This is a genomic window from Noviherbaspirillum sp. (genome assembly GCF_035254865.1).
Taxonomy (GTDB): Bacteria; Pseudomonadota; Gammaproteobacteria; order Burkholderiales; family Burkholderiaceae_D; genus Noviherbaspirillum.
Genome location: NZ_DATFAF010000034.1, coordinates 87,494 through 114,105 on the forward strand (window position 1 = coordinate 87,494; position 26,612 = coordinate 114,105).

Annotated in this window: 20 protein-coding genes and 1 pseudogene; 11 read left to right on the plus strand and 10 right to left on the minus strand. The window is 58.3% G+C overall.

Features of this window, described 5'->3' with window-relative positions; genetic code table 11:
* Positions 1–294: 294 nt before the first annotated feature.
* Both VJ651_RS09410 and orn read right to left on the minus strand, forming a co-directional pair.
* Positions 295–1,962 (minus strand): peptide chain release factor 3, encoded by a 1,668-nt coding sequence (locus VJ651_RS09410; RefSeq protein ID WP_324107207.1) that lies wholly within the window; start codon positions 1,960–1,962, stop codon positions 295–297.
* 77 nt (positions 1,963–2,039) lie between these two features.
* A complete protein-coding gene (orn, locus tag VJ651_RS09415) occupies positions 2,040–2,627 on the minus strand; it encodes an oligoribonuclease (RefSeq protein WP_324107208.1) in 588 nt (195 codons plus the stop codon).
* Positions 2,628–2,671: 44 nt separating this feature from the next.
* Between orn and VJ651_RS09420 the strand changes: the two genes are divergently transcribed.
* The 6 genes from VJ651_RS09420 to VJ651_RS09445 all read left to right on the plus strand — a co-directional run bounded on the left by VJ651_RS09420 (position 2,672) and on the right by VJ651_RS09445 (position 8,001).
* Positions 2,672–3,931: a M48 family metallopeptidase gene (locus tag VJ651_RS09420; RefSeq protein ID WP_324107209.1), complete on the plus strand. Its 1,260-nt coding sequence runs from the start codon at positions 2,672–2,674 to the stop codon at positions 3,929–3,931.
* Positions 3,932–3,954: 23 nt separating this feature from the next.
* Complete coding sequence (locus VJ651_RS09425) at positions 3,955–4,305, plus strand: 4a-hydroxytetrahydrobiopterin dehydratase (protein ID WP_324107210.1); 351 nt, start codon at positions 3,955–3,957, stop codon at positions 4,303–4,305.
* A gap of 3 nt (positions 4,306–4,308) precedes the next feature.
* Positions 4,309–5,208, plus strand: coding sequence for a ribosome small subunit-dependent GTPase A (gene rsgA / locus VJ651_RS09430; protein WP_324107211.1), 900 nt, complete (start codon positions 4,309–4,311; stop codon positions 5,206–5,208).
* 120 nt (positions 5,209–5,328) lie between these two features.
* Complete coding sequence (gene argF / locus VJ651_RS09435) at positions 5,329–6,243, plus strand: ornithine carbamoyltransferase (RefSeq protein ID WP_324107212.1); 915 nt, start codon at positions 5,329–5,331, stop codon at positions 6,241–6,243.
* Positions 6,244–6,313: 70 nt separating this feature from the next.
* Positions 6,314–7,651, plus strand: coding sequence for an argininosuccinate synthase (gene argG, locus VJ651_RS09440; protein ID WP_136419456.1), 1,338 nt, complete (start codon positions 6,314–6,316; stop codon positions 7,649–7,651).
* Positions 7,652–7,680: 29 nt separating this feature from the next.
* On the plus strand, positions 7,681–8,001 hold the full coding sequence (locus VJ651_RS09445) for a pyrimidine/purine nucleoside phosphorylase (protein ID WP_136419457.1): 321 nt from the start codon (positions 7,681–7,683) through the stop codon (positions 7,999–8,001).
* A 55-nt stretch (positions 8,002–8,056) separates the two neighbouring features.
* Here VJ651_RS09445 and murB read toward each other — a convergent pair whose 3' ends face one another.
* Positions 8,057–9,085, minus strand: a complete 1,029-nt coding sequence (gene murB / locus VJ651_RS09450) for a UDP-N-acetylmuramate dehydrogenase (RefSeq protein ID WP_324107213.1) — start codon at positions 9,083–9,085, stop codon at positions 8,057–8,059.
* Positions 9,086–9,248: 163 nt separating this feature from the next.
* On the opposite strand from murB, the gene VJ651_RS09455 reads away from it, so the two are divergent.
* Positions 9,249–9,734: a YajQ family cyclic di-GMP-binding protein gene (locus tag VJ651_RS09455; protein ID WP_324107214.1), complete on the plus strand. Its 486-nt coding sequence runs from the start codon at positions 9,249–9,251 to the stop codon at positions 9,732–9,734.
* Between the two features lie 128 nt (positions 9,735–9,862).
* On the plus strand, positions 9,863–10,498 hold the full coding sequence (locus tag VJ651_RS09460) for a retropepsin-like aspartic protease (RefSeq protein WP_324107215.1): 636 nt from the start codon (positions 9,863–9,865) through the stop codon (positions 10,496–10,498).
* Positions 10,499–10,525: 27 nt separating this feature from the next.
* Here the strand turns inward: VJ651_RS09460 and VJ651_RS09465 are convergent, their stop codons facing one another.
* The 5 genes from VJ651_RS09465 to VJ651_RS09485 form a co-directional block, all read right to left on the minus strand.
* On the minus strand, positions 10,526–11,038 hold the full coding sequence (locus tag VJ651_RS09465) for a DUF1269 domain-containing protein (RefSeq protein ID WP_324107216.1): 513 nt from the start codon (positions 11,036–11,038) through the stop codon (positions 10,526–10,528).
* 145 nt (positions 11,039–11,183) lie between these two features.
* Positions 11,184–12,245, minus strand: coding sequence for a 3-deoxy-7-phosphoheptulonate synthase AroG (gene aroG, locus VJ651_RS09470; protein WP_324107217.1), 1,062 nt, complete (start codon positions 12,243–12,245; stop codon positions 11,184–11,186).
* Positions 12,246–12,577: 332 nt separating this feature from the next.
* Positions 12,578–14,038, minus strand: coding sequence for a metalloprotease TldD (tldD, locus tag VJ651_RS09475; RefSeq protein WP_324107218.1), 1,461 nt, complete (start codon positions 14,036–14,038; stop codon positions 12,578–12,580).
* Positions 14,039–14,183: 145 nt separating this feature from the next.
* Positions 14,184–14,993 (minus strand): carbon-nitrogen hydrolase family protein, encoded by an 810-nt coding sequence (locus tag VJ651_RS09480; protein ID WP_324107219.1) that lies wholly within the window; start codon positions 14,991–14,993, stop codon positions 14,184–14,186.
* 15 nt (positions 14,994–15,008) lie between these two features.
* Positions 15,009–19,187 carry a YhdP family protein gene (locus VJ651_RS09485; protein ID WP_324107220.1) on the minus strand — a complete coding sequence of 1,393 codons (4,179 nt, stop codon included), beginning with the start codon at positions 19,185–19,187 and terminating at the stop codon, positions 15,009–15,011.
* A gap of 158 nt (positions 19,188–19,345) precedes the next feature.
* On the opposite strand from VJ651_RS09485, the gene glnE reads away from it, so the two are divergent.
* The 3 genes from glnE to VJ651_RS09500 all read left to right on the plus strand — a co-directional run bounded on the left by glnE (position 19,346) and on the right by VJ651_RS09500 (position 25,652).
* Positions 19,346–22,081: a bifunctional [glutamate--ammonia ligase]-adenylyl-L-tyrosine phosphorylase/[glutamate--ammonia-ligase] adenylyltransferase gene (gene glnE, locus VJ651_RS09490; RefSeq protein ID WP_324107221.1), complete on the plus strand. Its 2,736-nt coding sequence runs from the start codon at positions 19,346–19,348 to the stop codon at positions 22,079–22,081.
* 136 nt (positions 22,082–22,217) lie between these two features.
* Complete coding sequence (locus tag VJ651_RS09495; RefSeq protein WP_324107222.1) at positions 22,218–22,412, plus strand: hypothetical protein; 195 nt, start codon at positions 22,218–22,220, stop codon at positions 22,410–22,412.
* A gap of 39 nt (positions 22,413–22,451) precedes the next feature.
* On the plus strand, positions 22,452–25,652 hold the full coding sequence (locus VJ651_RS09500; protein WP_324107223.1) for a sodium:solute symporter family transporter: 3,201 nt from the start codon (positions 22,452–22,454) through the stop codon (positions 25,650–25,652).
* Between the two features lie 25 nt (positions 25,653–25,677).
* On the opposite strand, the gene lepB is transcribed toward VJ651_RS09500, so the two are convergent.
* Together lepB and VJ651_RS09510 are read right to left on the minus strand one after the other, a co-directional pair.
* The gene (lepB, locus tag VJ651_RS09505) at positions 25,678–26,358 is read right to left on the minus strand and encodes a signal peptidase I (protein ID WP_324107224.1); all 681 of its coding nucleotides are present in this window, start codon (positions 26,356–26,358) and stop codon (positions 25,678–25,680) included.
* A gap of 91 nt (positions 26,359–26,449) precedes the next feature.
* Positions 26,450–26,612: pseudogene (locus VJ651_RS09510) on the minus strand (erythrose-4-phosphate dehydrogenase); the annotation flags it as partial.

Sequence of the window (26,612 nt, forward strand, 5' to 3'; positions counted from 1 at the left end):
ACCGGGGGAAGAGGTAGGTTGAAAACGCGTTGCCAGAGTATAGGCGGATCCATTTTCGACCCATTGAGATTTCTCAAACAGCACTTGGAAGTGCGGCGATTGACAAACCTATTGCCCCTAACCTGCCCCTATCTGCAGCGAAAGCGCAACGGATTTGAACAGCCGTCCAGACGAGCGGATGCGAGCGCGAGAAGAGAGAAGAGAAGATTTTGCCGGGAATCAGTTGCCGTCACACGAAGACAGCCTGATTCCCGGAGGCGGAAAAGCCATGAAATGCGAACGACTCAGGTGCCGCTACGCAAGCTTGACCGCATGCTCGCGTGTCGCATGGAAAGTCAGTTGCGGCCAGCGCTCCTGCGTCAGCTTGAGATTGACACCCGAGGTCGCGAGATAAGCCATGTTGCCGGCGGCATCAAAAGCAATATTGCCCCCGGCCGAAGACTTCTCGAAGTCGGCCAGTGCCTTCTTGTCCTCGCTGCTTATCCAGCGCGCACTGCTGATGCTGGTACCTTCAAATACCGCATCCACCCCATATTCATTCAACAGGCGGCTTGCCACGACTTCGAACTGCAGCACGCCCACCGCGCCGAGGATCAGATCGCCGCCATGGACCGGCTTGAACACCTGCACGGCGCCCTCTTCGCCCAACTGCTGCAGACCCTTGTGCAATTGCTTGATCTTCAAGGGATTGCGAATGCGCACCGAGCGGAAAAAGTCCGGCGCGAAATACGGAATGCCGGTGAACTGCAACATTTCCCCCTCGGAAAAGCTGTCGCCGATCTGCATGTTGCCATGGTTGGGCAAACCGATGATGTCGCCTGCGTAGGCTTCCTCGACCTGCTCGCGGCTGGAAGCCATGAAGGTGACAACGCTGGACACCTTGATCTCGCGATTCAGTCGCAAGTGCTTGACCTTCATGCCGCGCTCGAAACGTCCGGAGCAGACGCGCAGGAAGGCAATGCGGTCGCGATGGGCCGGATCCATGTTGGCCTGGATCTTGAACACGAAACCGGAGAACGGCGCTTCGGTCGGCTCCACGGAGCGCACGGTCGCATCGCGCGGACGCGGCGCCGGCGCCCAGTCCAGCAAGGCGTTGAGAATTTCGCGAACGCCGAAATTGTTGATCGCCGAGCCGAAGAAGACCGGCGTCTGCGTTCCCGCCAGGAAGGCATCGAGATCGAACGGATGCGAGGCACCGTGCACCAGCTCAACCTCGTTCTTCAATTGTTCGATTTCCAGAGGGAACATCTCGACAAGACGTGGATTGTCGATGCCCTTGATGACCTCGAATTCCTGGTCGGCGCGCTCTTCGCCCGCCTTGAACAGCAGGATTTCATCGCGCAGCAGGTGATACACGCCACGGAAATTCTTGCCCATGCCAATCGGCCAGGTGACCGGCGCGCACTGGATCTTCAGCACCGATTCGACTTCATCGAGCAACTCGAGCGGATCGCGGGTTTCACGGTCCATCTTGTTCATGAAGGTCAGGATCGGGGTGGCACGCATGCGGCACACGTTCAGCAGCTTGATGGTCTGTTCTTCCACACCTTTTGCCGCGTCGATCACCATCAAGGCCGAGTCGACCGCAGTCAACACGCGATAGGTATCCTCGGAAAAATCCTGGTGGCCCGGCGTGTCGAGCAGATTGACCACGTGATCGCGATATTCGAACTGCATCACTGAGCTGGCGACCGAAATGCCGCGCTGCTTTTCGATCTCCATCCAGTCCGATGTCGCGTGGCGGCCGCTCTTGCGCGCCTTGACGGTGCCGGCGAGCTGAATCGCGCCGGAGAACAAGAGCAGTTTTTCAGTCAGCGTGGTTTTACCCGCGTCCGGGTGAGAGATGATGCCAAAGGTGCGGCGGCGCGCCACCTCGCGGGCAATCAGCTCGGTCGGGACTTTGCGGGATTCGGGGGCGGCGTCGAGCGTGTCGGTCGACGGTAAATCTGGTGCGGAGGCCATGTTGCGCCTTAAAAAGGGGTCAAGTTTATTGACTACCGGAGGGAATGTCTAATTCCCTCCAGTCGTCTTTGGAGAGTTCAGAGCTTGATGAAATGCTCACGGTAATAGCGCAGCTCTTCGATGGATTCAACGATATCGGCCAATGCTGTGTGCTTCTGATGTTTCTTGAAACCTGTCGCGATACTCGGCTTCCAACGCTTGCACAGTTCCTTCAGCGTCGAGACATCGAGATTGCGATAATGGAAGAATGCTTCCAGCTTCGGCATCCCGCGCGCCATGAAGCGGCGATCCTGGCAAATGGAGTTTCCGCACATCGGCGATTTGCCGCCGGGCACAAAATGCTTCAGAAAATCGATCAATGCCTTTTCCGCATCGGCTTCGCTGATGGTCGAAGCCTTCACGCGGTCGATCAAGCCCGAACGGCCATGCGTGCCTTTGTTCCACGCATCCATGCGGTCCAGCACTTCATCCGCTTGGTGAATCGCAAAAACGGGACCTTCGGCCAGGACATTCAATTCGGAGTCGGTGACGACGACCGCGACTTCGATGATGCGATCGTTATCCGGATCCAGGCCTGTCATTTCCATATCGACCCAGACAAGATTGAATTCGTTCGGACGGGCTGGCACGTTGATTGGAGTTTGTGATTCGGTAGCTTGTGACATAATTGTTTTCCTCAAAGAGCCCGCCATTTTCTCACAGGCATAGCATGTCTTCACTCGCGTTTTCAGTATTGTTTGTCACTTTTCTCGTTGTTACCCTGGGGGTTCGCTTCTGGCTCAGCTCGCGGCACATCCGCCATGTGCTTGCCCACCGCAACGCCGTTCCGGCAGAATTCGCGGAAAAAATTCCATTGTATGCCCATCAAAAGGCTGCCGATTATACCGTCGCGAAGACCAAGCTCGGATTGCTGACGATGCTCGTCAACGCCGCCGTGCTGATCGGATTCACCTTGCTCGGCGGATTGCAGACACTGTCGGTCACCTTGTTCAAACTGCTCGGCTCGGGCATGGTGTATCAGCTCGCGTTGCTGGCCTCGTTTGCATTCATTACCGCCGTCATCGACCTTCCCTTCGACTACTACAAGCAGTTTGTGCTGGAAGCGAAGTTCGGTTTCAACAAGATGAGCTTGCGCCTGTTCATCACTGATCTGTTGAAAAATACCCTGGTCGGCATCGTGATCGGCTTGCCCCTGACCTGGGTCATCCTTAGCCTGATGGAAAAATCCGGCGCCTTGTGGTGGTTCTATGCATGGATCGTATGGAGCGGATTCCAGTTGCTGATGCTGGTGCTCTACCCGACGGTCATCGCGCCGCTGTTCAACAAATTCACGCCGCTGCAGGATGAAAATCTGCGCACCAGGATCGAAAGTCTGATGCAACGCGTCGGCTTCGCGTCCAAGGGATTGTTCGTCATGGACGGATCCAAGCGCAGCGCGCATGGCAATGCCTATTTCTCCGGCTTTGGCGCGGCCAAGCGCATCGTGTTTTTCGACACTCTGCTTGCGCGCCTCGGCCCGCAGGAAATCGAAGCCGTACTCGCGCATGAACTGGGCCATTTCAAGCTCAAGCATGTCATCAAGCGGATTGCAGTGATGTTCCTGCTGTCGCTCGGCTTCCTTGCCTTGCTCGGCTATCTGAAAACGCAAACCTGGTTCTTCACGGGTCTGGGCGTCGATCCGCTCCTGATCGGCACCAACGATGCGATGGCGCTGATCCTGTTCATGCTGGCGCTCCCGGTATTTACGTTCCTGTTCTCGCCGCTGGTCTCGGTCACGTCGCGCAAACATGAGTTCGAAGCCGATGCATTTGCCGCGAAATATACCGATGCGCGCGAGCTGGTAGCGGCGCTGGTAAAGCTGTATGAGGATAACGCGTCAACCTTGACGCCGGATCCGCTGCATTCCGCATTCTATGATTCGCATCCGCCGGCAGCGGTGCGCATCCAGCATTTGCTTGCCCACCGATGATGCCGGCTACAAAAAGGACAACTATGGTTACGACCGCTGATCTGCTCAAGAAAACCTGCCGGCATCTGGACGCTGGATTAAACGATGCCGAGATCAAGGAACACCTTGCTGCCGTCGACGGTTGGTCGCTGCAGGACGGCAAAGTCGCCAAGACGTTCAGCTTCAAGAATTACTACGAAACACTGGCCTTCGTGAACGCGATCGCCTATGTCATTCATGCCGAAGACCACCATCCCGAACTGGTCGTGACCTACAACCGCTGCACCGTGAAGTTCGACACGCACTCGGTCAATGGCGGGCGCGGGGGCATTTCGGAAAACGACTTCATTTGCGCTGCCAAGGTGGACGCGATTTACCAGCAAGCCGCGCACTAAGCGATGAGCGAGAAAATCGGCATCATCGGCACCGTTATTGCCGCCCATGGACGGCATTACCTTGTACAAGTCGGCGCCAGCAGACTGCAATGCGTTACCCGCGGCAAGAAGAGCGATGTTGCGGTCGGCGATATCGTCAAACTGAAGCAGACTTCGCCCGACCAGGCGGTGATCGAATCGATCAACGAGCGCAAGACTCTGCTCTATCGTTCGGATCAATTCAAATCGAAATTGCTGGCGGCCAATGTCACGCAACTCTTCATCGTTGTCGCCACCGAACCCGGTTTTTCGGATGACTTGGTATCGCGTGCATTGATTGCTGCCGAAGCGGCAGGTGTCAAAACGCACATCATCCTGAACAAGATCGACATCACCGAATCCTTGCCCAGGACACGCGAGCGGCTGTCGCTTTATTCTGGATTGGATTATCCGGTCCATGCCGTGTCTGCGCGTACCATGCCTGACGAAACCTGCGCGGCCCTCAAGCCCTTGCTCAATGGCCATTCCACCATTCTGATCGGCCAGTCGGGAATGGGCAAGTCCTCGCTGATCAACCTGCTGGTGCCGGATGCCGAGCTCGCCACACGGGAAATCTCGGCAGCTCTCGATTCCGGCAAGCACACGACGACCTTTACCCGCCTGTTTGCCCTTGACGCCGAGACGGCCATCATCGACTCGCCCGGCTTTCAGGAATTCGGCTTGTACCACTTGAGCGAAGGCATGCTGGAGCGCGCATTCAGGGAGTTCCGCCCCCGCCTCGGAAATTGCAAGTTTTACAACTGCCACCACCTGAACGAACCGGGATGCGCCGTACTTGCCGCCGTCAGCTCCGGTGAAATCTCGCCCATGCGGCACGCCCTCTACCAGCAGCTCGTGCACGAATCCTCGCAGAAACTCTATTGATGTTGGCCAGAAGCTATGAGAACAGCGTGGCGATAGTTATCTTTTTCAGAAAAAATCCCTTATAATTGAACAAGTTACAAACGTTCGGCGGCAGGCGCCAACTTGCCGCCGTTTTCATTTATGGCGATCAAACACTTCCTGCAGTTTTCTGACTTTACGCTGGACGAGTTCGAGTACTTGATCGAACGCAGTCGAATCATCAAGCGCAAGTTCAAGAATTACGAAACCTATCATCCGCTGCTCGACCGCACGCTGGTGATGGTGTTCGAAAAGAATTCCACGCGTACCCGCCTGTCCTTCGAAGCGGGCATGCATCAGCTCGGCGGCGCCGCGATCTACCTCAATACCCGCGACAGCCAGCTCGGCCGCGGCGAACCGGTGGAAGATGCGGCGCAGGTCATGTCCCGCATGTGCGACATCATCATGATCCGCACCTTCGGACAAGAGATCATCGAGCGCTTCGCAAAGCATTCGCGCGTCCCTGTCATCAACGGCCTGACCAATGAACATCATCCCTGCCAGGTACTGGCCGATGTGTTCACCTACATCGAACATCGCGGCTCGATCGCGGGCAAGACGGTGGCATGGATCGGCGATGCCAACAACATGCTCTATTCCTGGCTGCAGGCGGCGCAGGTGTTCGGCTTCCACGTCAATGTATCGACGCCGAAGCGCTACGAGATCGATCCATCCCTCGTTGCCGCGGATAACAAGAACTACACGACTTTCGCCAATCCGGCCGACGCCTGTGGCGGCGCAGATCTGGTCACGACGGACGTGTGGACCAGCATGGGCTATGAGGAGGAAAATGCGGCGCGTCTGAAGGCATTCCACGGCTGGATCGTGGATAGCGAAAAGATGAAGCGCGCACATCCGGATGCATTGTTCATGCACTGCCTGCCCGCGCATCGCGGCGAGGAAGTGTCCGCCGAGGTCATCGACGGTCCGCAGTCGGCCGTGTGGGACGAAGCCGAAAACCGTCTGCACGTCCAGAAGGCGCTGCTCGAATACCTGGTCCTGGGCAAACTCGATTAATCAGTCAGGTTTCGCCCGGTTCCTCAGCGTCTTACCCACATTCACAATTTCAGCAAGCGAAGCAGAAATCATGTCAACCATACTCCAGTCCGTTCCCGTCAACCAAAAAGTGGGCATCGCCTTTTCCGGCGGCCTCGACACCAGCGCAGCCCTGCACTGGATGCGCCAGAAAGGCGCGATCCCGTACGCGTACACCGCGAATCTGGGTCAGCCCGACGAACCAGACTACGACGCGATCCCGAAAAAAGCCAAGCTGTACGGCGCCGAACAGGCGCGCCTGATCGATTGCCGCGAACAACTGGTTGCAGAAGGCATCGCCGCGCTGCAAAGCGGTGCCTTCCACATTTCCACCGCAGGCGTCACCTACTTCAACACGACGCCGCTGGGCCGCGCAGTCACCGGCACGATGCTGGTTGCCGCGATGCAGGAAGACCAAGTCGACATCTGGGGCGATGGCAGCACGTTCAAGGGCAACGACATCGAACGCTTCTATCGCTACGGCTTGCTGGTGAATCCGGCCTTGCGTATCTACAAGCCCTGGCTCGATGACCGCTTCATCCAGGAACTCGGCGGCCGCAAGGAAATGTCGGAGTTTCTGATCAAGTCCGGCTTCGACTACAAGATGTCGGTCGAGAAGGCCTATTCGACCGATTCCAACATGCTGGGCGCGACGCACGAAGCGAAAGATCTTGAACACCTCAACAGCGGAATGAAGATCGTCGAGCCGATCATGGGCGTCGCCTTCTGGCGCGATGACGTCGAGGTCAAGCGCGAGGAAGTCAGCGTCCGTTTCGAGGAAGGACGTCCGGTCGCATTGAATGGCATCGTCTATTCGAACCCGGTCGATCTGCTGATGGAAGCGAACCGCATCGGCGGCCGCCACGGGCTCGGCATGAGCGACCAGATCGAAAACCGCATCATCGAGGCGAAGAGCCGCGGCATCTACGAAGCCCCGGGATTGGCGCTTTTGTTCATCGCCTACGAACGTCTGGTCACCGGCATCCACAACGAAGACACGATCGAGCAATACCGCGACAACGGCCGCAAGCTCGGACGCCTGCTGTACCAGGGCCGGTGGTTCGATCCGCAGGCAATCATGCTGCGCGAAGCGTCACAGCGCTGGGTCGCGCGCGCGATTACCGGCGAAGTCACGCTGGAACTGCGTCGCGGCAACGACTACTCGATTCTGAATACCGAATCGGCAAACCTGACCTACAAGCCGGAACGTCTGACGATGGAAAAAGGCGAAGGTGCATTCACGCCGCAAGACCGTATCGGACAACTGACGATGCGCAACCTGGACATCACGGACACGCGCGAGAAACTTGGCATCTACGGCAAAGCCGGCTTGCTGACCGCAAATCCGTCGGTTGCGCTGCCGCGCCTGGGCAAGAGCAGCGACGAATAATCAAGAACATCAACATCGAGAACGACACCATGACTACGCAATTCGACAATGTTTCCGTCGTCAAGAAAGCCAATATCTACTTCGACGGCAAGTGTGTTTCGCACACGGTCCAGTTCGCGGACGGCACGAAGAAAACCATTGGCGTGATTTTCCCGTCTTCGCTGACTTTCAATACCGGCGCGCCGGAAATCATGGAACTCAATGCGGGCAAATGCCGCATTCGTCTCAAGGGTGAAGATGCATGGAAGACCTATGAAGGCGGGCAGCGCTTCGAGGTGCCGGGTAATTCGAGCTTTGACATCGAAACGCTGGAGACGCTGGATTACGTCTGCCATTTCGTCGCAGCCTGATTTTCAGCATAAGGAATCGAGACAAGGTAGCGTGCACAGCCACGCTACCGACCCGTCAGATGAAAACCGGTTCCGGTTCCAGCATGACACCGAACTTGGACATCACGTCCATCTGAATCGCTTTTGCGAGCTGCGCAATCTCCTGACCTGACGCCCCGCCGCGATTCACCAGCACCAGCGCCTGCTTCTCATAGACGCCCGCGGCACCAAGGCTTTTACCTTTCCATCCACACCGGTCGATCAGCCAGCCGGCAGCCAGCTTGTATTTGCCATCGGGCTGCGCATAACTGATCAGTTGCGGGCAGGTCGCCAACAACGCATCGCGTTGTGCGGCAGATACCACGGGGTTCTTGAAGAAACTGCCTGCATTGCCGATCTTTGCTGGGTCGGGCAATTTGCGTGTGCGAATTGCGATGACCGCATCGCTGACATCTGTCGGCGTCGGTGCGCTAATTCCTCGCGCCGAAAGCTCGTTCGCGACATCGGCATATTGGGTGTCGGGGTGCCATTTTTTCGGCAACGCGAAAGTCACATCGAGAACGACGGAACGATCACGCAAAGCATGCTTGAACACGCTGTCGCGGTACGCGAAGTGACACGCTGAATGATCGAGCACAAAGGTTCCGCCCGTCTCGAAATCGAACGCAGTCAACGCAAAAAAACGATCCTTCAGTTCGACGCCGTAGGCACCGATATTCTGTATCGGCGCCGCACCGACGCTGCCGGGAATCAGCGACAGGTTCTCGAGTCCCGCCATGCCCTGCTGCAGCGTCCACTGCACGAACTGGTGCCAGTTCTCGCCTGCCGCAGCCTTGACGTGGATGGACTCGGCATCCTCGCCAACAATTTCCACGCCGCTGGTGCACATATGCAGCACCAGGCCGGCAAAATCCCGAGTCAACAGCAAGTTGCTTCCACCGCCAAGCACCAGTTTGGGCAAACGCGCGAGAAAGTCGTCGCTCTTCACCTGAGTCAACATATCGACCGAGGTCACGCGCAGATAAGCCTTGGCCTTTGCCGCAATCCCGAAGGTATTCAGGTGCTGCAGGGAAAATTCGTATTGAATGGGAAGCACTGGAGTCATAGCGCGGCATTATATAGGGCTGCGCAGCAAGGAGAGCTGAACGGCGAGGCCTAGCCACCCGATTTTTTGTCGGCTAGAATGCCCCGTTGATCGATCCACAACACGGCCCCCGCCAGAAGAATGACAATCGGGCCTATTTTCACAGCGAAAAGAGAGTACAGCCATGCCATCTTTTGATGTCGTATCCGAAGCCAATCTCGTCGAAGTCAAGAACGCGATTGATCAGTCGAACAAGGAAATTTCGACCCGCTTCGACTTCAAGGGCAGCGATGCCCGCGTCGAGCAGAAGGAGCGCGAACTGACAGCCTACGCGGACAGCGAATTTCAATTGAACCAGGTGCGCGACGTGCTTACCGGGAAGATGGTGAAGCGCAACGTCGACGTGCGCTTCCTTGATCTCGGCAAGATCGAAAAGATCGGCGGCGACAAGGTCAAGCAGATCATCAAGATCAGAAACGGCATCGAATCGGATGCCGCGAAGAAAATCGTTCGCATCATCAAGGATAGCAAGATGAAGGTGCAGGCAAGCATTCAGGGCGACGCAGTACGTGTTACGGGTGCAAAGCGCGACGACCTGCAATCGGCGATCGCCCTGCTGCGCAAGGAAGTCACGGACCTGCCACTGGAATTCAATAATTTCCGCGATTGAATTTGTACTGCTGCTGTTGTCGGGGCGTCAATCCGAAATTTGTCTTCCGGAAGTAGAGGATGCTATTCTGTTCACGCGTCTTTGCCATGCAACATCATTCCGGCATGTTTGACTGACTTTTCGACACCATGCGCCCGACACTTCTTGCTGCCAGCCTTCTCCTCCTCGCCGGAACTTCTCATGCGGCCGACATCAGCGTGGTTGGTCTGTTTCCCAACAAGGCCGTTCTGGTCGTCGATGATGCTCCTCCCAAGACCTATTCGGTGGGGGCGGCAATTACGGAAGGCATCCGGCTCGTCTCTGCGGATAACACGTCGGCAACAATAGAGACCAATGGCAAGCGCCAGATCATCGCACTGGGCGAACATGTGAGCCGTAGCAATGCAGGAAGCGGGCGCGCGAGCGTAGCCTTGCAGGCCGATGGTCAGGGTCACTATGTCGTGCAGGGCCAGATCAACGGCGGTACCGCACGCATGCTGCTCGATACCGGTGCGACCATGATCGCTCTCCCCGCGTCCGATGCCACGCGGCTCGGAGTCGATTATAAAAAGGGCCGGGTAGCCTATGTGAATACGGCCAATGGCGTCGTCCCGGCCTACCACGTCAAACTCGATACCGTCAAAGTCGGCGATATCGAAATCAATCAGGTTGACGCCGTTGTCCAGGAGCAGGGACTGCCGTTCATACTGCTCGGCATGTCCTTCCTCAATCGTACCGAAATGCGTCGCGACGGCCAGCAGATGGTGTTGACCAAACGGTTCTGACCGTCGCCTGCAGGCGAATTCAATCGGTCACGGGAAAGCCGGAATATGGGGTTCCATGCCGCCGAATCTGGCTTCGGGATGACGGCTCTCGACCAGATTCTCGATTTCCCTTACGCGCTGATTCGGCACGTCGATCATCAGCAGCACCTGACCACGCTCCATTCCGGCCTGAAAGGCTCTCAAGCGCGAGTTCGGGATCGCCGCGGCCACCATGCCGGATGCCCATGCGCCGAACAGCGCACCCACGATGCCGGCCACCAGAACGGCGATCATTTGCAGGCGCACTCCCTCGGGCGGGAACAAGACCAGCAGCGCACCGCCAATCAGGCCGATTGCTCCGCCGACCAGCATGCCCGACTCCGCGCCGTGCACCAGGTCGGTTTTCTGCAGAAAGTTCGCTTCCGGCATGTTCGGCAGAGGCGTGCCATCCTTCGCGCAGAAGTGCATATAGCGTTCCTCGATGCGGGCAAGCAGCAATTCGTCCAGCAAGGCGCGCGCGCTGGGCACATCGGGCAGCATGAAATAAAGTCTGCGGCGCATGATCACCTCCTTTTGACGCAGAGAATAGCTTTGTTATAGCAAAGCCGCTTCAATCTACAAAGGGTAATCTCGCCACCACGTTCGACATGCATCAGCGCAGTGCGGAAACGAACTGGCATGGCAGTTGTCATGCCCCCAAGGCAACTTATTCCGATTCCTGCAAGCGGCGTTGCTTGACTGCTTCCGCCAAGTCTTCCAGGATCTTGACACTCGATTCCCAATCGACGCAGCCGTCAGTGATCGACTGACCATAGGTCAGCGGCTTTCCAGGAACCAGATCCTGACGTCCGCCGACCAGATGCGATTCAACCATGACGCCGACGATGCGCGTGTCGCCCGCGGCGATTTGCCTTCCGATATCGGCGCAGACGGGAACCTGGTTTTCCGGCTTCTTCGAGCTGTTTGCATGCGAGGCGTCGATCATGAGACGCGAAGCAAGTCCGTTGGCGGCAATATCCTTGCACGCAGCATCGACACTCGCCGCGTCATAGTTCGGCGCCTTGCCGCCACGCAGGATGATGTGGCAATCCTCGTTGCCGTTGGTCGACACGATCGCCGAATGCCCACCCTTGGTGACCGAGAGGAAATGGTGCGGTTGCGATGCTGCCTTGATGGCATCGACTGCGATCTTGACGTTGCCATCCGTACCGTTCTTGAAACCGACCGGACAGGACAAGCCGGATGCGAGCTCGCGATGCACCTGCGATTCCGTCGTACGCGCACCGATCGCTCCCCAGCTGATGAGGTCGGCAACATACTGCGGACTGATCACATCGAGGAATTCGGTGCCTGCCGGCAGGCCGAGTTCATTGATGTTCAACAGCAGCTCGCGCGCCATGCGCAAGCCTTCGTTGATGCGGAAGCTGTTGTCCATGTACGGGTCGTTGATCAAGCCCTTCCAGCCGACGGTCGTGCGCGGCTTTTCGAAATACACGCGCATCACGATTTCCAGGTCGTCGATGAAACGATCGCGCTGCTCCACGAGGTGGCGCGCATACTCCATGGCGGCCTTGGGGTCGTGAATCGAGCAGGGCCCGATGACGACCATCAGGCGGTCGTCCTGGCCGTGCAGGATACGGTGCAAGGCGGTACGGGCACTTGCGACGGTCGTCGACGCCTTTTCCGAGCAGGAGAATTCGCGGATGAGATGCGAGGGTGGCGCGAGTTCTTTCATTTCCCGTATGCGTAGATCATCTGTGCGCGGCATGTTTTCTCTCCAGGTCAAAAGGTTTAAAACGTAAACTGTAAAAAGAAAAAACCGCCATCGCTGGCGGTTTTTTCAAGAAATTCGGTTCAGGCTCTTTTATTCGTGCGCTTACCGCTTTTCCACCGCCGTTGGGCTGGAATAGCTAAAGTGAAAATAAAAGTAAAAGCGCGCGAAAGTCATGTTTTTCAGGTTTTTTGCAGCAAATTTAAATGAATAGTGCAATAAATAAAGGGTTTTGGCAAGGGATGGGGAATAAATTTGTCTTGAAAACCGTCATTCCGCCCGTTCGCCGGAGAAACTCCGGCCGGGCAGTTCAATGACGGTACGCGGTCCTACGCCGTTCCGCCTACCGTCACGCCATCGATCCGCAAGGTCGGCTGGCCTACGCCCACCGGTACGCTCTGCCCTTCCTTGCCGCACACGCCGACGCCGCTGTCGAGACGCATGTCGCTGCCGATCATCGACACGCGGTTCAGCACATCCGGCCCGTTGCCGATCAGGGTTGCGCCCTTGACCGGATAGGTCACCTTGCCGTCCTCGATCATGTACGCTTCGCTGGCGGAAAAAACGAATTTGCCGTTCGTGATATCGACCTGTCCGCCGCCGAAATTCACGGCGTACAGGCCGTTTTTCACCGAAGCGATGATTTCGTCCGGATCCCTGTCACCGGCAAGCATGTAGGTATTGGTCATGCGCGGCATCGGCAGATGCGCATAGGATTCGCGGCGCGCATTGCCGGTTACCGGCATCTTCATCAGGCGCGCATTCATGGTGTCCTGAATATAGCCCTTCAGGATGCCGTCTTCGATCAGCGTCGTGCACTGTGTGGGATTGCCCTCGTCGTCGATGTTGAGCGAACCGCGACGATTGGCGATGGTGCCGTCGTCGACCACGGTAACCCCCTTGGCGGCGACACGCTCGCCAATGCGGCCGGAGAAGGTGCTCGATCCCTTGCGATTGAAATCGCCTTCCAGGCCGTGGCCGATCGCTTCATGCAGCAGCACGCCCGGCCATCCCGGCCCAAGCACCACCGTCATCGTCCCTGCCGGAGCGGGGCGTGCGTCGAGATTGACGATGGCCGATTCGACGGCCTCGGTGGCATAGCGTTCCAGCAAATCATCGCTGAAATACGCGTAGTCGTAACGCCCGCCGCCGCCGCTCGATCCGACTTCGCGCCGCCCGTTCTGCTCGGCAATCACGGTGATCGAAACGCGCACCAGGGGGCGGATATCGGCGGCGAGCACACCATCGCTGCGCACCACCAGCACGACGTCATATTCGCCCGCCAGTCCGGCCATCACTTGCACTACGCGAGGATCCTTGGCGCGCGCAATGCGTTCGATCTTCTCCAGCAGCTTGACCTTCTCCGTCGCATCAAGCGAGGCGAGAGGATCATTCGGCAGGTACAGGGATCGGCCGCCGGCGGTCTGGATCGACGAAGCAACCTTGATCTTTCCTGCGCCTTGACGTGCAATGGTGCGCGTAGCCTCGGCAGCCTGCAGCAGTGCGCTTTCGGAAATTTCGTCGGAATACGAAAATGCCGTCTTGTCGCCGGAAATTGCCCGCACGCCGACGCCCTGATCGATCGAGAAGCTACCGGTCTTGACGATGCCTTCTTCCAGGCTCCAGCCTTCATTCTTGGTGAACTGGAAATACAAATCGGCGTAATCCACGCGATGCGTGAAGATCGCATTCATCGCCTTGATCAATTTCGCTTCATCCAGGCCGAACGGCGCAAGCAGGATGTCACGAGCAGCGGCCAGGGTCTGGAGGTTGGGTTCGAATAGATTCATGGTGTTCAACGCGCCGCTGCCGGCGCGAATTCAGATTGGTAAAGTGAATAGATTGTAGAGCATTCGTTCGCGCTCTGGTTCGCGGCGCAATCCTGCATGTGAACGCAGTTATCTTGAACGAAACTTTTCCCCTCTTGGAAATGCCCTACAGCTTGCGGTGTTTCAACGCGGGCAAGCTCTCGCGCACGCGCTGCAAATGCGCCGGATCGATGTCGCCGATCACGATTCCCTCTCCTTCCGGCAGCACTGATTTCACTTCGCCCCAGGGATCGATCAGCATGCTGTGCCCCCAGGTGCGGCGCCCATTGGGATGCTGACCTCCCTGGGCGGCTGCCAGTACGTAGCCCTGGTTCTCGATGGCGCGTGCGCGCAGCAGGATTTCCCAATGCGCCTTGCCGGTGGTATAGGTGAACGCCGCCGGCATGACGATCAGCGCACAATCGCCCATCGCGCGATAAAGTTCCGGAAACCGCAGGTCGTAGCACACCGATAGGCCGACTCGGCCGAATGGCGCTTCGAAACTTGCGACCTTGGTGCCGTGCACGATGGTGCGCGCTTCGTCGTAGGATTCATTGTCTTTGGTAAAACTGAACAAGTGGATCTTGTCGTAGCGCACCACGTGCTCGCCTTGCGGGTCGTACACCATCATGGTGTTCAATACCTTGTCGGCCTCCGGGGCAACCATGGGCAGGGTGCCGCCGATGAGCCAAATTCGGTGTTCGCGCGCAATCTCGGCCATGAATTTCTGAATCGGACCCGCATCAAGCTGTTCCGCATATGCGAGCTTGTCCGATTCCTTCATACCCATGATGGGCCAGTATTCCGGCAGCAATACCAGCTGCGCGCCCTGCCGGGCGGCATCGCCGATCAGGCGGCGAGCGGCTGAAAAATTCTCTTCCACGACTGGCGTGGAGACCATCTGCACCGCAGCGACTTTTATGGCATCAGTAGGCATCGTGTCTCAATCGTCCTATCCGGAATTGCTGACCGCTTCATGCGCAGGGCCAGGCGCCTTTCGCAACAATTTGGTGACCACCGGGTCTTTCCATGGGCCGGTCACTTGATACTCGAACGTAAAGGCTTTCATCAGCGGATCCCGCAGGAACAACTGTGCGAGGAAACTGCCCACCCCGATCACCGGGTTGACGGCAAGTCCGTACACGACCGACGCTGTTCCGACATTGATCTCCGGGATCACCACCACATGCAGGTTCTGTACTTCTTTGTCGACATCGGCACTGCCGTCAATCAGCACAGTCGCCGATGAACCGCGCATCTTGAAGTTATCAGTCTTTGCCACGCCATCTGCAATGTTCGCCGAAGCGGTGACGCCGTCGAATGCAAAGCCTTCCGAGAATACATCCCTGAAATCGAGTGCCAGACGGCGCGGCAGCGATTGCAGGCTCAATACGCCAAGCAACTTTGCGGCGCCCGGCTCGACTTTCAGGAACTGGCCGGACGCCAGGTCAAGGCGCAGTTGACCATTCAGGCTCGGGATATCGAGGGAGAACGGCAAGCCCTTCCAGCTGATATCGCCTTCCATCTTGCCCTTGCCGCCGCGCAGCACATTGTTGAAGCCAAAACGATCAAGCAGCCTGCCGGCATCGGTAATGTTGAGCGTGTAATTCAGGTTCGACAGGTTCTCGCCGTCCTTGTTCGTCCATTTCCCGGTGGCTTTCAATTCCGCATCGGGATTCGTAATCGAGAGCTTGCCGATGCGCCATTCGCGGCCGGCAAAGCCGCGCCGGTTTTGCGCCAGAAGTTCCAGGTGGCCGAACTTCTTGCCGAACAATTCGAAATTCTCGGCAACCACATCGACCGCCGGCATCTGGGTCGTCGTGCTCTTTCCTTCGAATAACTCGGTCACATCGGAGGCCGCCGATTTGGGAATGATCAGCGAGGCCAGGCGCGCCGTGACCCGGCCGAGACCTTGTCCTGAGCGCGATTCCGCCCAGGTGACATAGCCCGACACCTGATCGGAATCGATGTTGGCCTGCCAAGTACCCTTCTGATGCGAGGCTCCGACCACCACGTTGTTGAGGGTGCGCCCCTCGATGACCAGCTCGGTCGCGCGCGCCGCCAATACTTCCGGATCGATGTATTGCGCGATTGAAAGCGAATCCGCTTGCTTGCGTGTATCGCCGGGTTTGCTCGCCGAAACGACAGACGATACCGCGCGACGCCATGCGTCGATGTCCAGGGACTTCAGGCTGACATTGGCGACCAGTCCGGCGTCGGGCTGCGGAGCCGGCACATTGACGCCGATGCCACCGCGTACAACGCGCCATTCCGCATCCTTTTCCGGCCCCTTCTGGCGTTCATAACGGGCGGAGATCGCGGAACCGAGCGACAGCTTCATTTCGTCACGCGCCAGCGACGCATCGTTCGAGGGCAAGCCGACAAGTTCGAAACGCAATGGCAGACTCTCATTGGCGGTCTTGCGCAAAGGTACCGGGAAATCCAGGGCGATACCGCTCAGATTGGATTCCACGACGATTTCGGGATGCTTGTTCTTCACGCGGATTGTTGTGGCGTAGCGCGTGCTGCCGGTGATACGTTCGGAGGAGCGCTGCGTGACCGGGGTCGAGTACATCTTGCGGACACCTTCGGCGGTCAGGCTGCCGTCGGCTTTTACCAGAATCGACCCGTCGCGCTGCGTCCCCCCCGATATGGTCACCGGTCCGCCAAGGAAGGTCGATTTGATGCCTCCGATGGAGAAGCCTTTTTCGTGGAACTCGAGCTTTCCATTCGCAGCAAACAATGGCGGCATCACGCTTTTCAAGGTGACATTGTTGCCGGCAAATTGCAGCGTTCCATTGACCTTCGCTTCAGGCAGGTGACCCAAAGGAAGTTGCAGCTTCAGGGCCAGTTTTGCATTGCCGCTGCCCTTGGTGTCTTCCGTGAAGTGATCGATCCAGCCGGCGACAGGGCTTTCGTTGGTGAAGCGGAGGAACTCCTGCAGCGGCCCGGCGGCGTCGCCTTCGACATTGAGGAGCATGTCGTGATGCGACAAGTCCGGAATGACGGCTTTCACGTGCGACAGCGCGGTGCCGGATGTCCTCGCGCTATCCGCCGTGATTTCCATTCGCGCGCGGTCGAATGCAATCGTGCCGTTGATCTGGTCAATCAATGGCCAGAGCGGCGTCTTGCCATCGTCGGCGAATTTTCCCGGCGCATAGTTCAACTTGCCGTCTTCGATGCGCCCGATCACGCTGAACTCGCCTTTGGGCTTGTCACCATGGCCACTGGCATGGAAAGGGAATTGCGCCAGGTCGCCTTTCAGCTTGAGCCGGACATCCTTCAGCGTCCCGCCAACGAGCGCGCCCGTCAGCCACGCACGCAAGGTGTCCGGCGTCTGGATCGGCAAGTAGCGACCGATACTCTGCAACTCCAGCCGATTCAGTTTTCCACTGATATCGGTACTGCCCTGTGTTGCTCCTGGCTTGCGGGCCAGCGGCATCAAGTGCCGCCCCGAGAATGAGCCGGCCAGACCATCCTGCACGAAATCCATTTTCTGCAGATCGACCAGCAGCTGATTATTTTCCTGAAATACCCAGTTGGCCTGCACATTGAGACGTTCGAAAGGCACTGCCGGATCGGAGAAATACCCCGGCAGTTGCAGGGTCAGATTGCTCGAAGCCAGGCTGAGCAATCCGCCGCGGTCATTGGCCTCGACCCGTCCGGTCAGGTTGTCGACACCGGGAATGGCAGGCACGGCGGCTTGTGCCGGGACGCCTGCCGCCTTGGCCCGTGCGGCGCGCGCGGGCTGCGGCTTGAGCGACAGGCCCGTGAATTCGCCCTTGATGTTGTATGCCGACACTTCGGGATAGGAGCCATGCCATTGCGCGGAAAAATCCCGCAGCATGCCGCTTGGAGCGAAATCAGCCAGCAGCTGGCGCTGCTCCGCCGGCAGAGGCAGCCGTTCCGCAAAATTGGCGATGGTCTGCAGATCGAGCAGTTTGGCGTTGATCTCGGTTCTGGCCAGATGCCCGTTCTGCGCCGGAGCGTAGCTTTCCTTGATCGTCGTGTTCGGCAGGTACAAGCCGTCATCCGTCTTCAGACTGAAATTGGTGAGCGAAATGGAATGGCCGTTCTGGCCGAAAGCCGGTCTTCCGCCCTCGGCATTCCGCTCGAAATCCTCCCGCACCGACACTCGCCCGCTGACCGCGACCAGATTCATGAGGTCGAGATCCTTGCGCAAGCGCGCCGACACGTTCGCCAGGCTCAGGTCGGCAGTGAAATCGGCAACCCGCGACCGATCGAAATTCAGCCATGCCCGTACCGAGCCTTTGCCGGTCTGCACCTCGATAGGATAGTCGGCATAGGCCTTCCAGACCGTCAGATCAGTATCGCGCAGGTCGGCGTAGAGCTCCCCCTTCCACTTCGTCGGGTCGGATGCATTGCCGCCGAAGTGCGGATGGACAAAGGACGCGCGCACATCGAGCGGCGCGGCGAATGCAGAAGGCGGAACTGCCTTCAGGGCGAACCGATGATGGTTCCACTCATTGTGCAGAACCAAGTTGACGTCGTCCAGCACCAGTTCCGGGGCTGCGCGCTTGTAATCGTTCCAGCGCAAGCGCCCGTCGCGAATCACGATCTCGTTCTGCGACAGGACCCAGTCGGCACCCTGGCCATTGCCGCTCTTGCCGGTATCGATAAAGATGCCCGCGACGTAAAGCTTGCCATCGGCGTCGCGCAATACATCCATGTCCGGACGATCGATGATCAGGCGATGCAAGCGGAGCTCGCCGGCAACCAGCGTCCACCATGACAGAGTGGCGGACACATTGGGCAAGGTCAGTGACGGATTGCCGAACTTGTCATGAATGACTACCTTGTCCAGTGACAGCCGCGGACGCAATCCGGACCATGATGCGTCGATGTTTTCGATCGATACCTTGTTGCCGATGGCGCGCGAGGCAAGGCGTTCGACGTCGGGCTTGTAGCTGTCGATATTCGGCAGCACGACGTAGCGCAGACCGAGGACCAGTACACAGAAGAGGAAGTAGGCAAGAACTGCAATCTTGAACAGCGCACCGAGCGCATGATGGGTCAGGGCATTGGCGATTAAATAACATTCTTTCAGCGCATACCACCATCGTGACAACCGGGCTGCAGTCTTGCGCGGAATGTTTTGGTCAATGGACATCAATCGGAAAACAAGCGGCGTAAAATAGGATCAAATTGACATGCGAATCGTTCGCATGGATATCAAAGGGCTGGTCATAGGACTGCTACGGTCTTGTCGATCAAACGACCAGATATTCAAGTGCAAAGCATACGGCTTTCAATCTCATCCCCAATATTGTGACCCAATCTTATTTGACCAGTGCCGTCGCATCCCGGTTCTTCGCACGATGGCTGAATGCGGCCCCAGCCCGGGCGGGCATGGTTTCGGATCTTGCCCAATTATCTATTACCCCCGCGATTTTTGCTCATCTTTTACAAAAAGAAACAGCGGCCGGCATGCCCTTGCAGCGCGCGATGCGGCGAGTGCGCAATCTGGTGGTCGCCACATTGATCGAGCGCGACCTGAATGGACGCGCCGATCTGGCCGAAGTTCTTGCAACCATCAGCAGCTTCGCCGTATTCGCGGTGCAAACGCATGTGGCCGCCTTGACGACGGAAATGATCGAGGCACATGGCACGCCGATCGGCATCGAATCGGGCGAGCCGCAGGAACTGATCGTCCTCGGCATGGGCAAGCTGGGCGGCGCCGAACTGAATGTCTCGTCGGACATCGACCTGATATTCGTGTACCCGGAAAACGGCGAAACCAGGACGACCTCGCCCGAGCAGCGTCCTTTGTCCAATCATGAATTCTTCACGCGCCTCGGCAAGAAACTGATTGGCGCGATATCGGAAATCACCGAGGACGGATTCAGCTTCCGTGTCGATATGGCATTGCGCCCGAACGGCGCGTCAGGTCCGCTGGCAGCCAGCTTCGGCATGGTGGAAGACTATCTGATCGTGCAAGGCCGCGAATGGGAGCGTTATGCATGGGTCAAGGCGCGCGCATTGACCGGGCGCGCATCCGATATCGCGGCCCTGGAAAGCATCGTCAAGCCCTTCGTGTATCGGCGCTACCTCGATTTCGGCGCGATTGAAGCGCTGCGCGACATGCATGCCCAGATTCGTGCCGAAGTGAAGCGTCAGGAAGCGCGTCATCCCGGCCGTACCAACAACGTCAAGCTGGGGCGCGGCGGCATCCGTGAAGTGGAATTCCTGGCGCAGGTGTTCCAGCTGATCCGCGGGGGCCGCGACGCTTCTCTGCGCGACCGCTCGACCCGCGTGACGCTGGTGACGCTGGCCGCCAAGGGGCTGCTCACGCAAGCCGAAGTCGATCAGTTGCTGCAAGCGTATACCTTCCTGCGCAACCTGGAACATCGCCTGCAGTATCTGGACGATGCCCAGACCCACACCTTGCCCGCCAATCCGGAAGACCGCTTGACCGTTGCAAAGATGATGGGTTTCACCGATGTCGAGTCCCTGCTGGAAGAACTCGATGCGCACCGCGCGGTCGTGGCGGCGCAATTCGATGCCATCTTCAGCGACAAGCGCGGCGGACAGGCTGCCGAAGCGGAGTCGCCGCGCGCCGCGAATATCGTGCTGTCCGACGCCGATAACCGTGAAGCGATCGAAGCGCGCCTGGCAGCGCTTCAATTCGACGACGCAGCCACGGCAACGCAGCGCCTCCTGCTCACTTGCCAGTCGCCAAAGTTGCAATCGCTGCCGGAGGCCAGCCGCAACAAGCTGATGGCATTGATCAATGCGGCGCTGCCGCTCATCGCCAGCAATACCAAGGCACACAACGCGACGCTCGGCCGGCTGCTCGATTTCTTCGAGGCGATCGCCCGCCGCGCCGCCTATCTGGCGCTGCTCACCGAATACCCGCACACGCTGGAACGCGTGATCCGCATGATGAGTGCGAGCGACTGGGCGGCAAAATACCTCACGCGCCACCCTATCCTGCTGGACGAGCTGCTCGAGGACCGCACCCTGAAGGCCGCGCCGGACTGGCCGGCATTCGGGCGGGAGGTCCGGCACCAGCTCGATGCCAGCCAGGGCGATACCGAACATCAGATGAACGTACTGCGCGACTTGCACCACGCACAGCTGTTCCGTTTGCTGGCGCAGGACCTGGAGGGCGATCTCACCGTCGAACGGCTGGCCGACCATCTGTCGGCACTGGCCGACATCCTGGTCGACGCGACGGTCAAGGCGGTATGGCAATCGATCCACAATCGCCATCGGGAAGATCCGAAGTTTGCCGTCATCGCTTACGGCAAACTGGGCGGCAAGGAACTCGGCTACGCATCGGACCTGGATGTCATCTTCCTGTTCGACGACGACGATCAGGAGGCGCCGGCCCTGTACGCAAAGCTGGCGCAACGGTTCATCACCTGGATGACCACCCATACGCCGGCCGGCATTCTGTTCGACATCGATATCGCCCTGCGCCCGGACGGCGCCAGCGGTCTGCTCGTGTCGCGCCTGACTGCGTTCGAGAAGTATCAGACTGAATCGGCGTGGGTATGGGAGCACCAGGCATTAACGCGCGCCCGGTTTTGCGCCGGTGACGCGACAATCGGCGCGCGCTTCGAAGCAATCCGTGAATCGGTATTGCGGCAGCCACGGGACGAAGAAAAGCTCAGGCAGGAAGTGCTGACCATGCGCAGGAAAATGCATGAGGCGCATCCCAACCGCACTGCCCTGTTCGACATCAAGCATGATGCCGGCGGCATGATCGACATCGAGTTCATCGTGCAGTTCCTGGTTCTGCGGCATGCCGCGCAGTATCCGCAACTGACAGCCGACATCGGCAACATCGCCTTGTTGAAGCTGTGCGGCGAACTCGGGCTGATCGACAAGGCAATGGCGCAGGAAGTGGCGAACGCCTATCGCAGCTTCCGCAAGTTGCAGCATGAGATTCGGCTGCAAGGCAATGATCGCGCGCGCGTGGAAACCGAACGCGTTGTACACGAATCGGCGCAAGTACGGCACCTGTGGGCTTCCGTATTGGATAGCGACGTAGCGACTTGATCGTGCCGGCGCAGATTGCCGGCAAGCATGCGGCTATCGCTCTTTGCAATCTCCCTATAAATTACTACTTTGATAGTAAGTAAGCTTCGGCGCTGCCTCGCGCAAAAACGCGGCGGCAACTTGCCATGGAGATTGCATGATCAAATCAAACGTCAAGGGCCAGCGCCTCGCCGCATTGTTCCTATTGGGAAACGCACTCTTCAATTTTCCGCTGCTGACTCTGTTCAACCAGCCGTCAACAGTGGCCGGAATTCCCTTGCTGTATTTCTACGTGTTCGCAGCCTGGGGATTGCTGATTGCATTGCTCGCCTTTGTTGTCGAGAAGAAGTAAAGCAATGCCTAACCGTACGTTTCCTCGAACAGGCGTTAAATGCTCCCAGGATGGCTAATTGCGCTTGCTGCGTTTTCCTACCTTGGGGTATTGTTCGCGATTGCCTATTACGGCGATAGAGCCGCCGCCCAGGGACGCAGTATCATTGCCAATCCTTATGTGTACTCACTGTCGCTGGCGGTGTATGCAACGGCCTGGACATTCTATGGTAGCGTCGGGCGCGCAGCCGGCAGCGGGATCGGTTTCTTGCCGGTATACCTCGGCCCGACGGTGATGGCCACGTTGTGGTGGATCGTGTTGCGCAAGATCATCCGCATCGCGAAGGACAACCACATTACTTCGCTGGCGGACTTTGTTTCCTCACGCTATGGGAAGAGCACGCTGCTCGCGGGACTGGTCGCCACCATTGCCGTGGTGGGCGTTACACCCTATATGTCGTTGCAACTGAAGGCCATATCAGTCAGCTTCAGCATGTTGATGCATTTCCCCGATGTCGTCAGGGCGGAAGGCGAATATGTACCGGTGCTGATGGATACCGCCTTCTACGTGGCACTGATCCTGGGCGCCTTCACCATTCTGTTCGGTGCACGCCACCTGGACGCGGCCGAACGTCATGAAGGCATGGTGGCCGCCATCGCGTTCGAGTCGCTCGTCAAGCTGCTGGCATTCCTGGCCGTCGGCGCATTCGTCACCTACGGCATGTATGACGGCTTCGGCGATGTATTCTCGAAAGCATCGCAGCTGCCCGAAGCACGCGCCGTCTTCGTCATTGGCGGCGCTTCGGAGGACGTGTATCACAGCTGGGCATCCTTGTTCTCGGTTGCCTTCGTGTCGATGCTGGCGATCATCTTCCTTCCTCGGCAGTTCCAGGTCGCCGTGGTCGAAAACGTCGACGAGTCGCATTTGAACAAGGCAATCTGGCTGTTCCCGCTCTATTTGCTCTTGTTTAACCTCTTTGTACTGCCCATCACTTTCGGCGGCCTGCTCCATTTCCAGGACGCGACGGCCAACCCCGACACCTTCGTGCTGACGCTGCCCTTGTCCCAGCATCAGAACGCGCTCGCCTTGCTCGTATTCATCGGCGGTTTTTCCGCCGCAACGGGGATGGTCATCGTCGAGAGCATTGCCCTGTCTACGATGGTGTGCAATGACATCGTCATGCCGACGCTGCTGCGCATCAAGCGTCTGAAGCTGTCGGAACGCCAGGATCTATCCCGGCTGGTGCTCCGCATACGTCGCGTTACCATCATGCTCGGCATGCTGCTCGCGTATGGGTATTACCGTTGGGCAAGCGAGGCGTATGCACTGGTATCAATCGGTCTGATTTCCTTCGCCGCCGTCGCGCAGTTCGCTCCTGCCGTGCTGGGCGGAATTTACTGGAAAGGCGCGACGCGCGCGGGCGCACTTGCTGGCCTGGGCGCCGGGTTCACGGTGTGGGTTTATACCTTGATGCTGCCGGCCCTGGCACGTTCTGGCTGGCTGCCGATGAGCTTGCTGGACCACGGACCGTTCGGCATCGCATTCCTGCGGCCATTGCAGTTATTCGGCCTGGAAGGACTGGACGAGATTACGCACGCGATGATTTGGAGCATGTTCGCCAACATCGGCGCTTTTATCGGCGTTTCCGTGATGACGGGCGAAACGGCGCTCGAGCAGACCCAGGCAGCGCTGTTCGTCGATGTATTCAAGCACGAACGCAGCACGCCCGAGCGGATTTTGCGGATCAGGGGATCGCTTCCGGAGCTGCATGCCCTGCTGTCGCGCTTTCTCGGCCCGGCGCGCGCAGTGGCGGCCTTCAGCAATTATGCAAAGCAGCAAGGCATGGACTGGCCTCGAGAAGCGGACGCGGACCTTGTCAACATGTCGGAGACGCAACTGGCCGGCGTGATCGGGGCCGCATCGGCGCGGGCAATGATTGCCTCGGTTATCGAAGAAGAGCCCTTGTACGATAGCCTGACCGGGTTGCCCAATCGCGCCTTGCTGCTCGATCGCTTGGGCGAGGCGATGAAACAGGCGCGCCTGCGCAACGACTTCAGCTTTGCGCTGATGCTGCTGAGCCTCGACCGATTTCGCATCATTTCCAACAGTCTCGGACGAACCGTGGGAGACCAGTTGCTGATCAACGTCGGTTTGCGGCTCAGCGCTTGCCTGCGCGTCGGCGAGACCGTCGCGCATCTCGGCGGCGATGAGTTCGCACTTCTGCTGAATGACGTCAAGGATGCGAACGAGGCGATACGTTTTGCCGAGCATTTGCAGACTAGCCTGGCGACCGCCTATCAGCTGGAAGATCACGAGGTGTACACGACGGCAAGCATCGGTGTCGTGCTGAGCAAGCCATCCTATTCCGATCCGGCCGATATCCTGCGCGACGCGGCGACCGCCAACCATCGTGCCCTGGGGCGAGGAGGCGCGTGCTGCGAGGTGTTTGCGTCGGATATGCGTACGCGCGTGGTCGCCTTGCTCGACATGGAAACCCGGCTGCGACAGGCGGTAACCAAGGGCCAGGAATTCGTGGTGTACTACCAGCCCATTGTGGCGCTCGATAGCGGCCGACTCGCCGGGTTCGAGGCATTGGTACGCATGCGTCGGCCGGACGGAACGCTTGTGTTGCCGAACGAATTCATTCCATTAACCGAAGAAACCGGCCTGATCATTCACATCGGGCGTTGGGTACTGGCCGAGGCATGCCGGCAGATGCGCGCATGGCAAATCAAGTTTCCGGATTTGCCGCCCATGCAAATGAGCGTCAATCTTTCCGGCCGTCAGTTTGCCCAGACAAACCTGATGGAGCAGATCGAAGAGGTGCTGGAGGAAACCGCGCTGGATACGCAAAGCCTCAAGCTGGAGGTGACGGAAACCGTGATCATGGAACATGCGGAAGAAGCCGCCGCGGCATTGGTGAAGTTGCGCGGCAAGGGCATCAAGTTGCTGATGGATGATTTCGGTACTGGCTACTCGTCGCTCTCTTATCTGCACCGCTTCCCGGTCAATACGCTCAAGATCGATGCCTCTTTCGTGCGCCGGCTGGATACCGGCAGCCGTGACATCGACGTCATCCAGGCCATTGTCACCCTCGCGCACACGCTGGGCATGGATTTGATCGCGGAAGGCGTGGAAACCGAGGCCCAGTTGGCGAAGCTGCGCGAGCTGAAGGTCGAATACGGCCAGGGATACTACTTCTCAAGCCCGGTCGACAGCGCCAAGGCGGAAGCGCTTATCGTCGCATGGCCGCACTGGTGAAAAGCCATTCCGGACAAGTCGTCAATTATTGCAACGAAACACCGACTCGATCGCTCCGCGGCAAGTAGTATTTGCCGGTATCCAGGGAAAACGCGACGTGCTTCACCCGACCGGTAATCAGTTCGCGTTTGACAAAACCGATATAGCGCGAGTCCTTGCTGGCATCACGATTATCACCGAGCATCAGGTACTGCCCCTCCGGCACGGTAACCGGGCCGAAGGAGCGTGCAGCCGCGCGTTCCGGCATGACGATGATCGGGTGTTCATTGTCGGGAAGCCTCTCGTTCAGAACCAGTTGGCGGCCGGAGTAATCCGGGCTGAGTTGCGTGGCGACGTTGCCGTCGGCGGCTGCATAAGTGGCTTTTTCACCATTGATGATCAGTTGCTCGCCGCGCATTTCGACGATGTCGCCCGGCAGGCCGACAACGCGCTTGACCAGGCGATCGCCGCTTTCGGGCGAACTGAACGTAACGATGTCACCCCGCTTCGGGTCCGCGATATGTTTGACGATCACATCGGTGAAGGGAATCTTGAGATCGTAAGCAAGACGGTCCGCAATGATGCGATCGCCGATCATCAAGGTCGGATACATGGAGCCGGAAGGAACGCCGTACCAATCCGCGACCGCGCTGCGCACCGCGATCATTCCAAACAGAAAAAACAAAAACCCTTTGTTTTCCGCCAGCAATTTTTTGATGCGCTTCATGCATGCTCCTTCAAGCGTCGGCGATGACAGTGGCAAATATAACAAAACGCCCCAACATGTGGGGCGTTTTGCTGGCGACGGAGAGGTCTGCTTATTTGGCGGACATCAAGGCCACGGTGGTGTCGAGCATGCGGTTGGAGAAGCCCCACTCGTTGTCGTACCACGAGGACACCTTCACCAGGCGGCCGGAGACCTTGGTCAGGGTCGCATCGAAATTGCTCGATGCCGGGTTGTGGTTGAAGTCGACCGACACC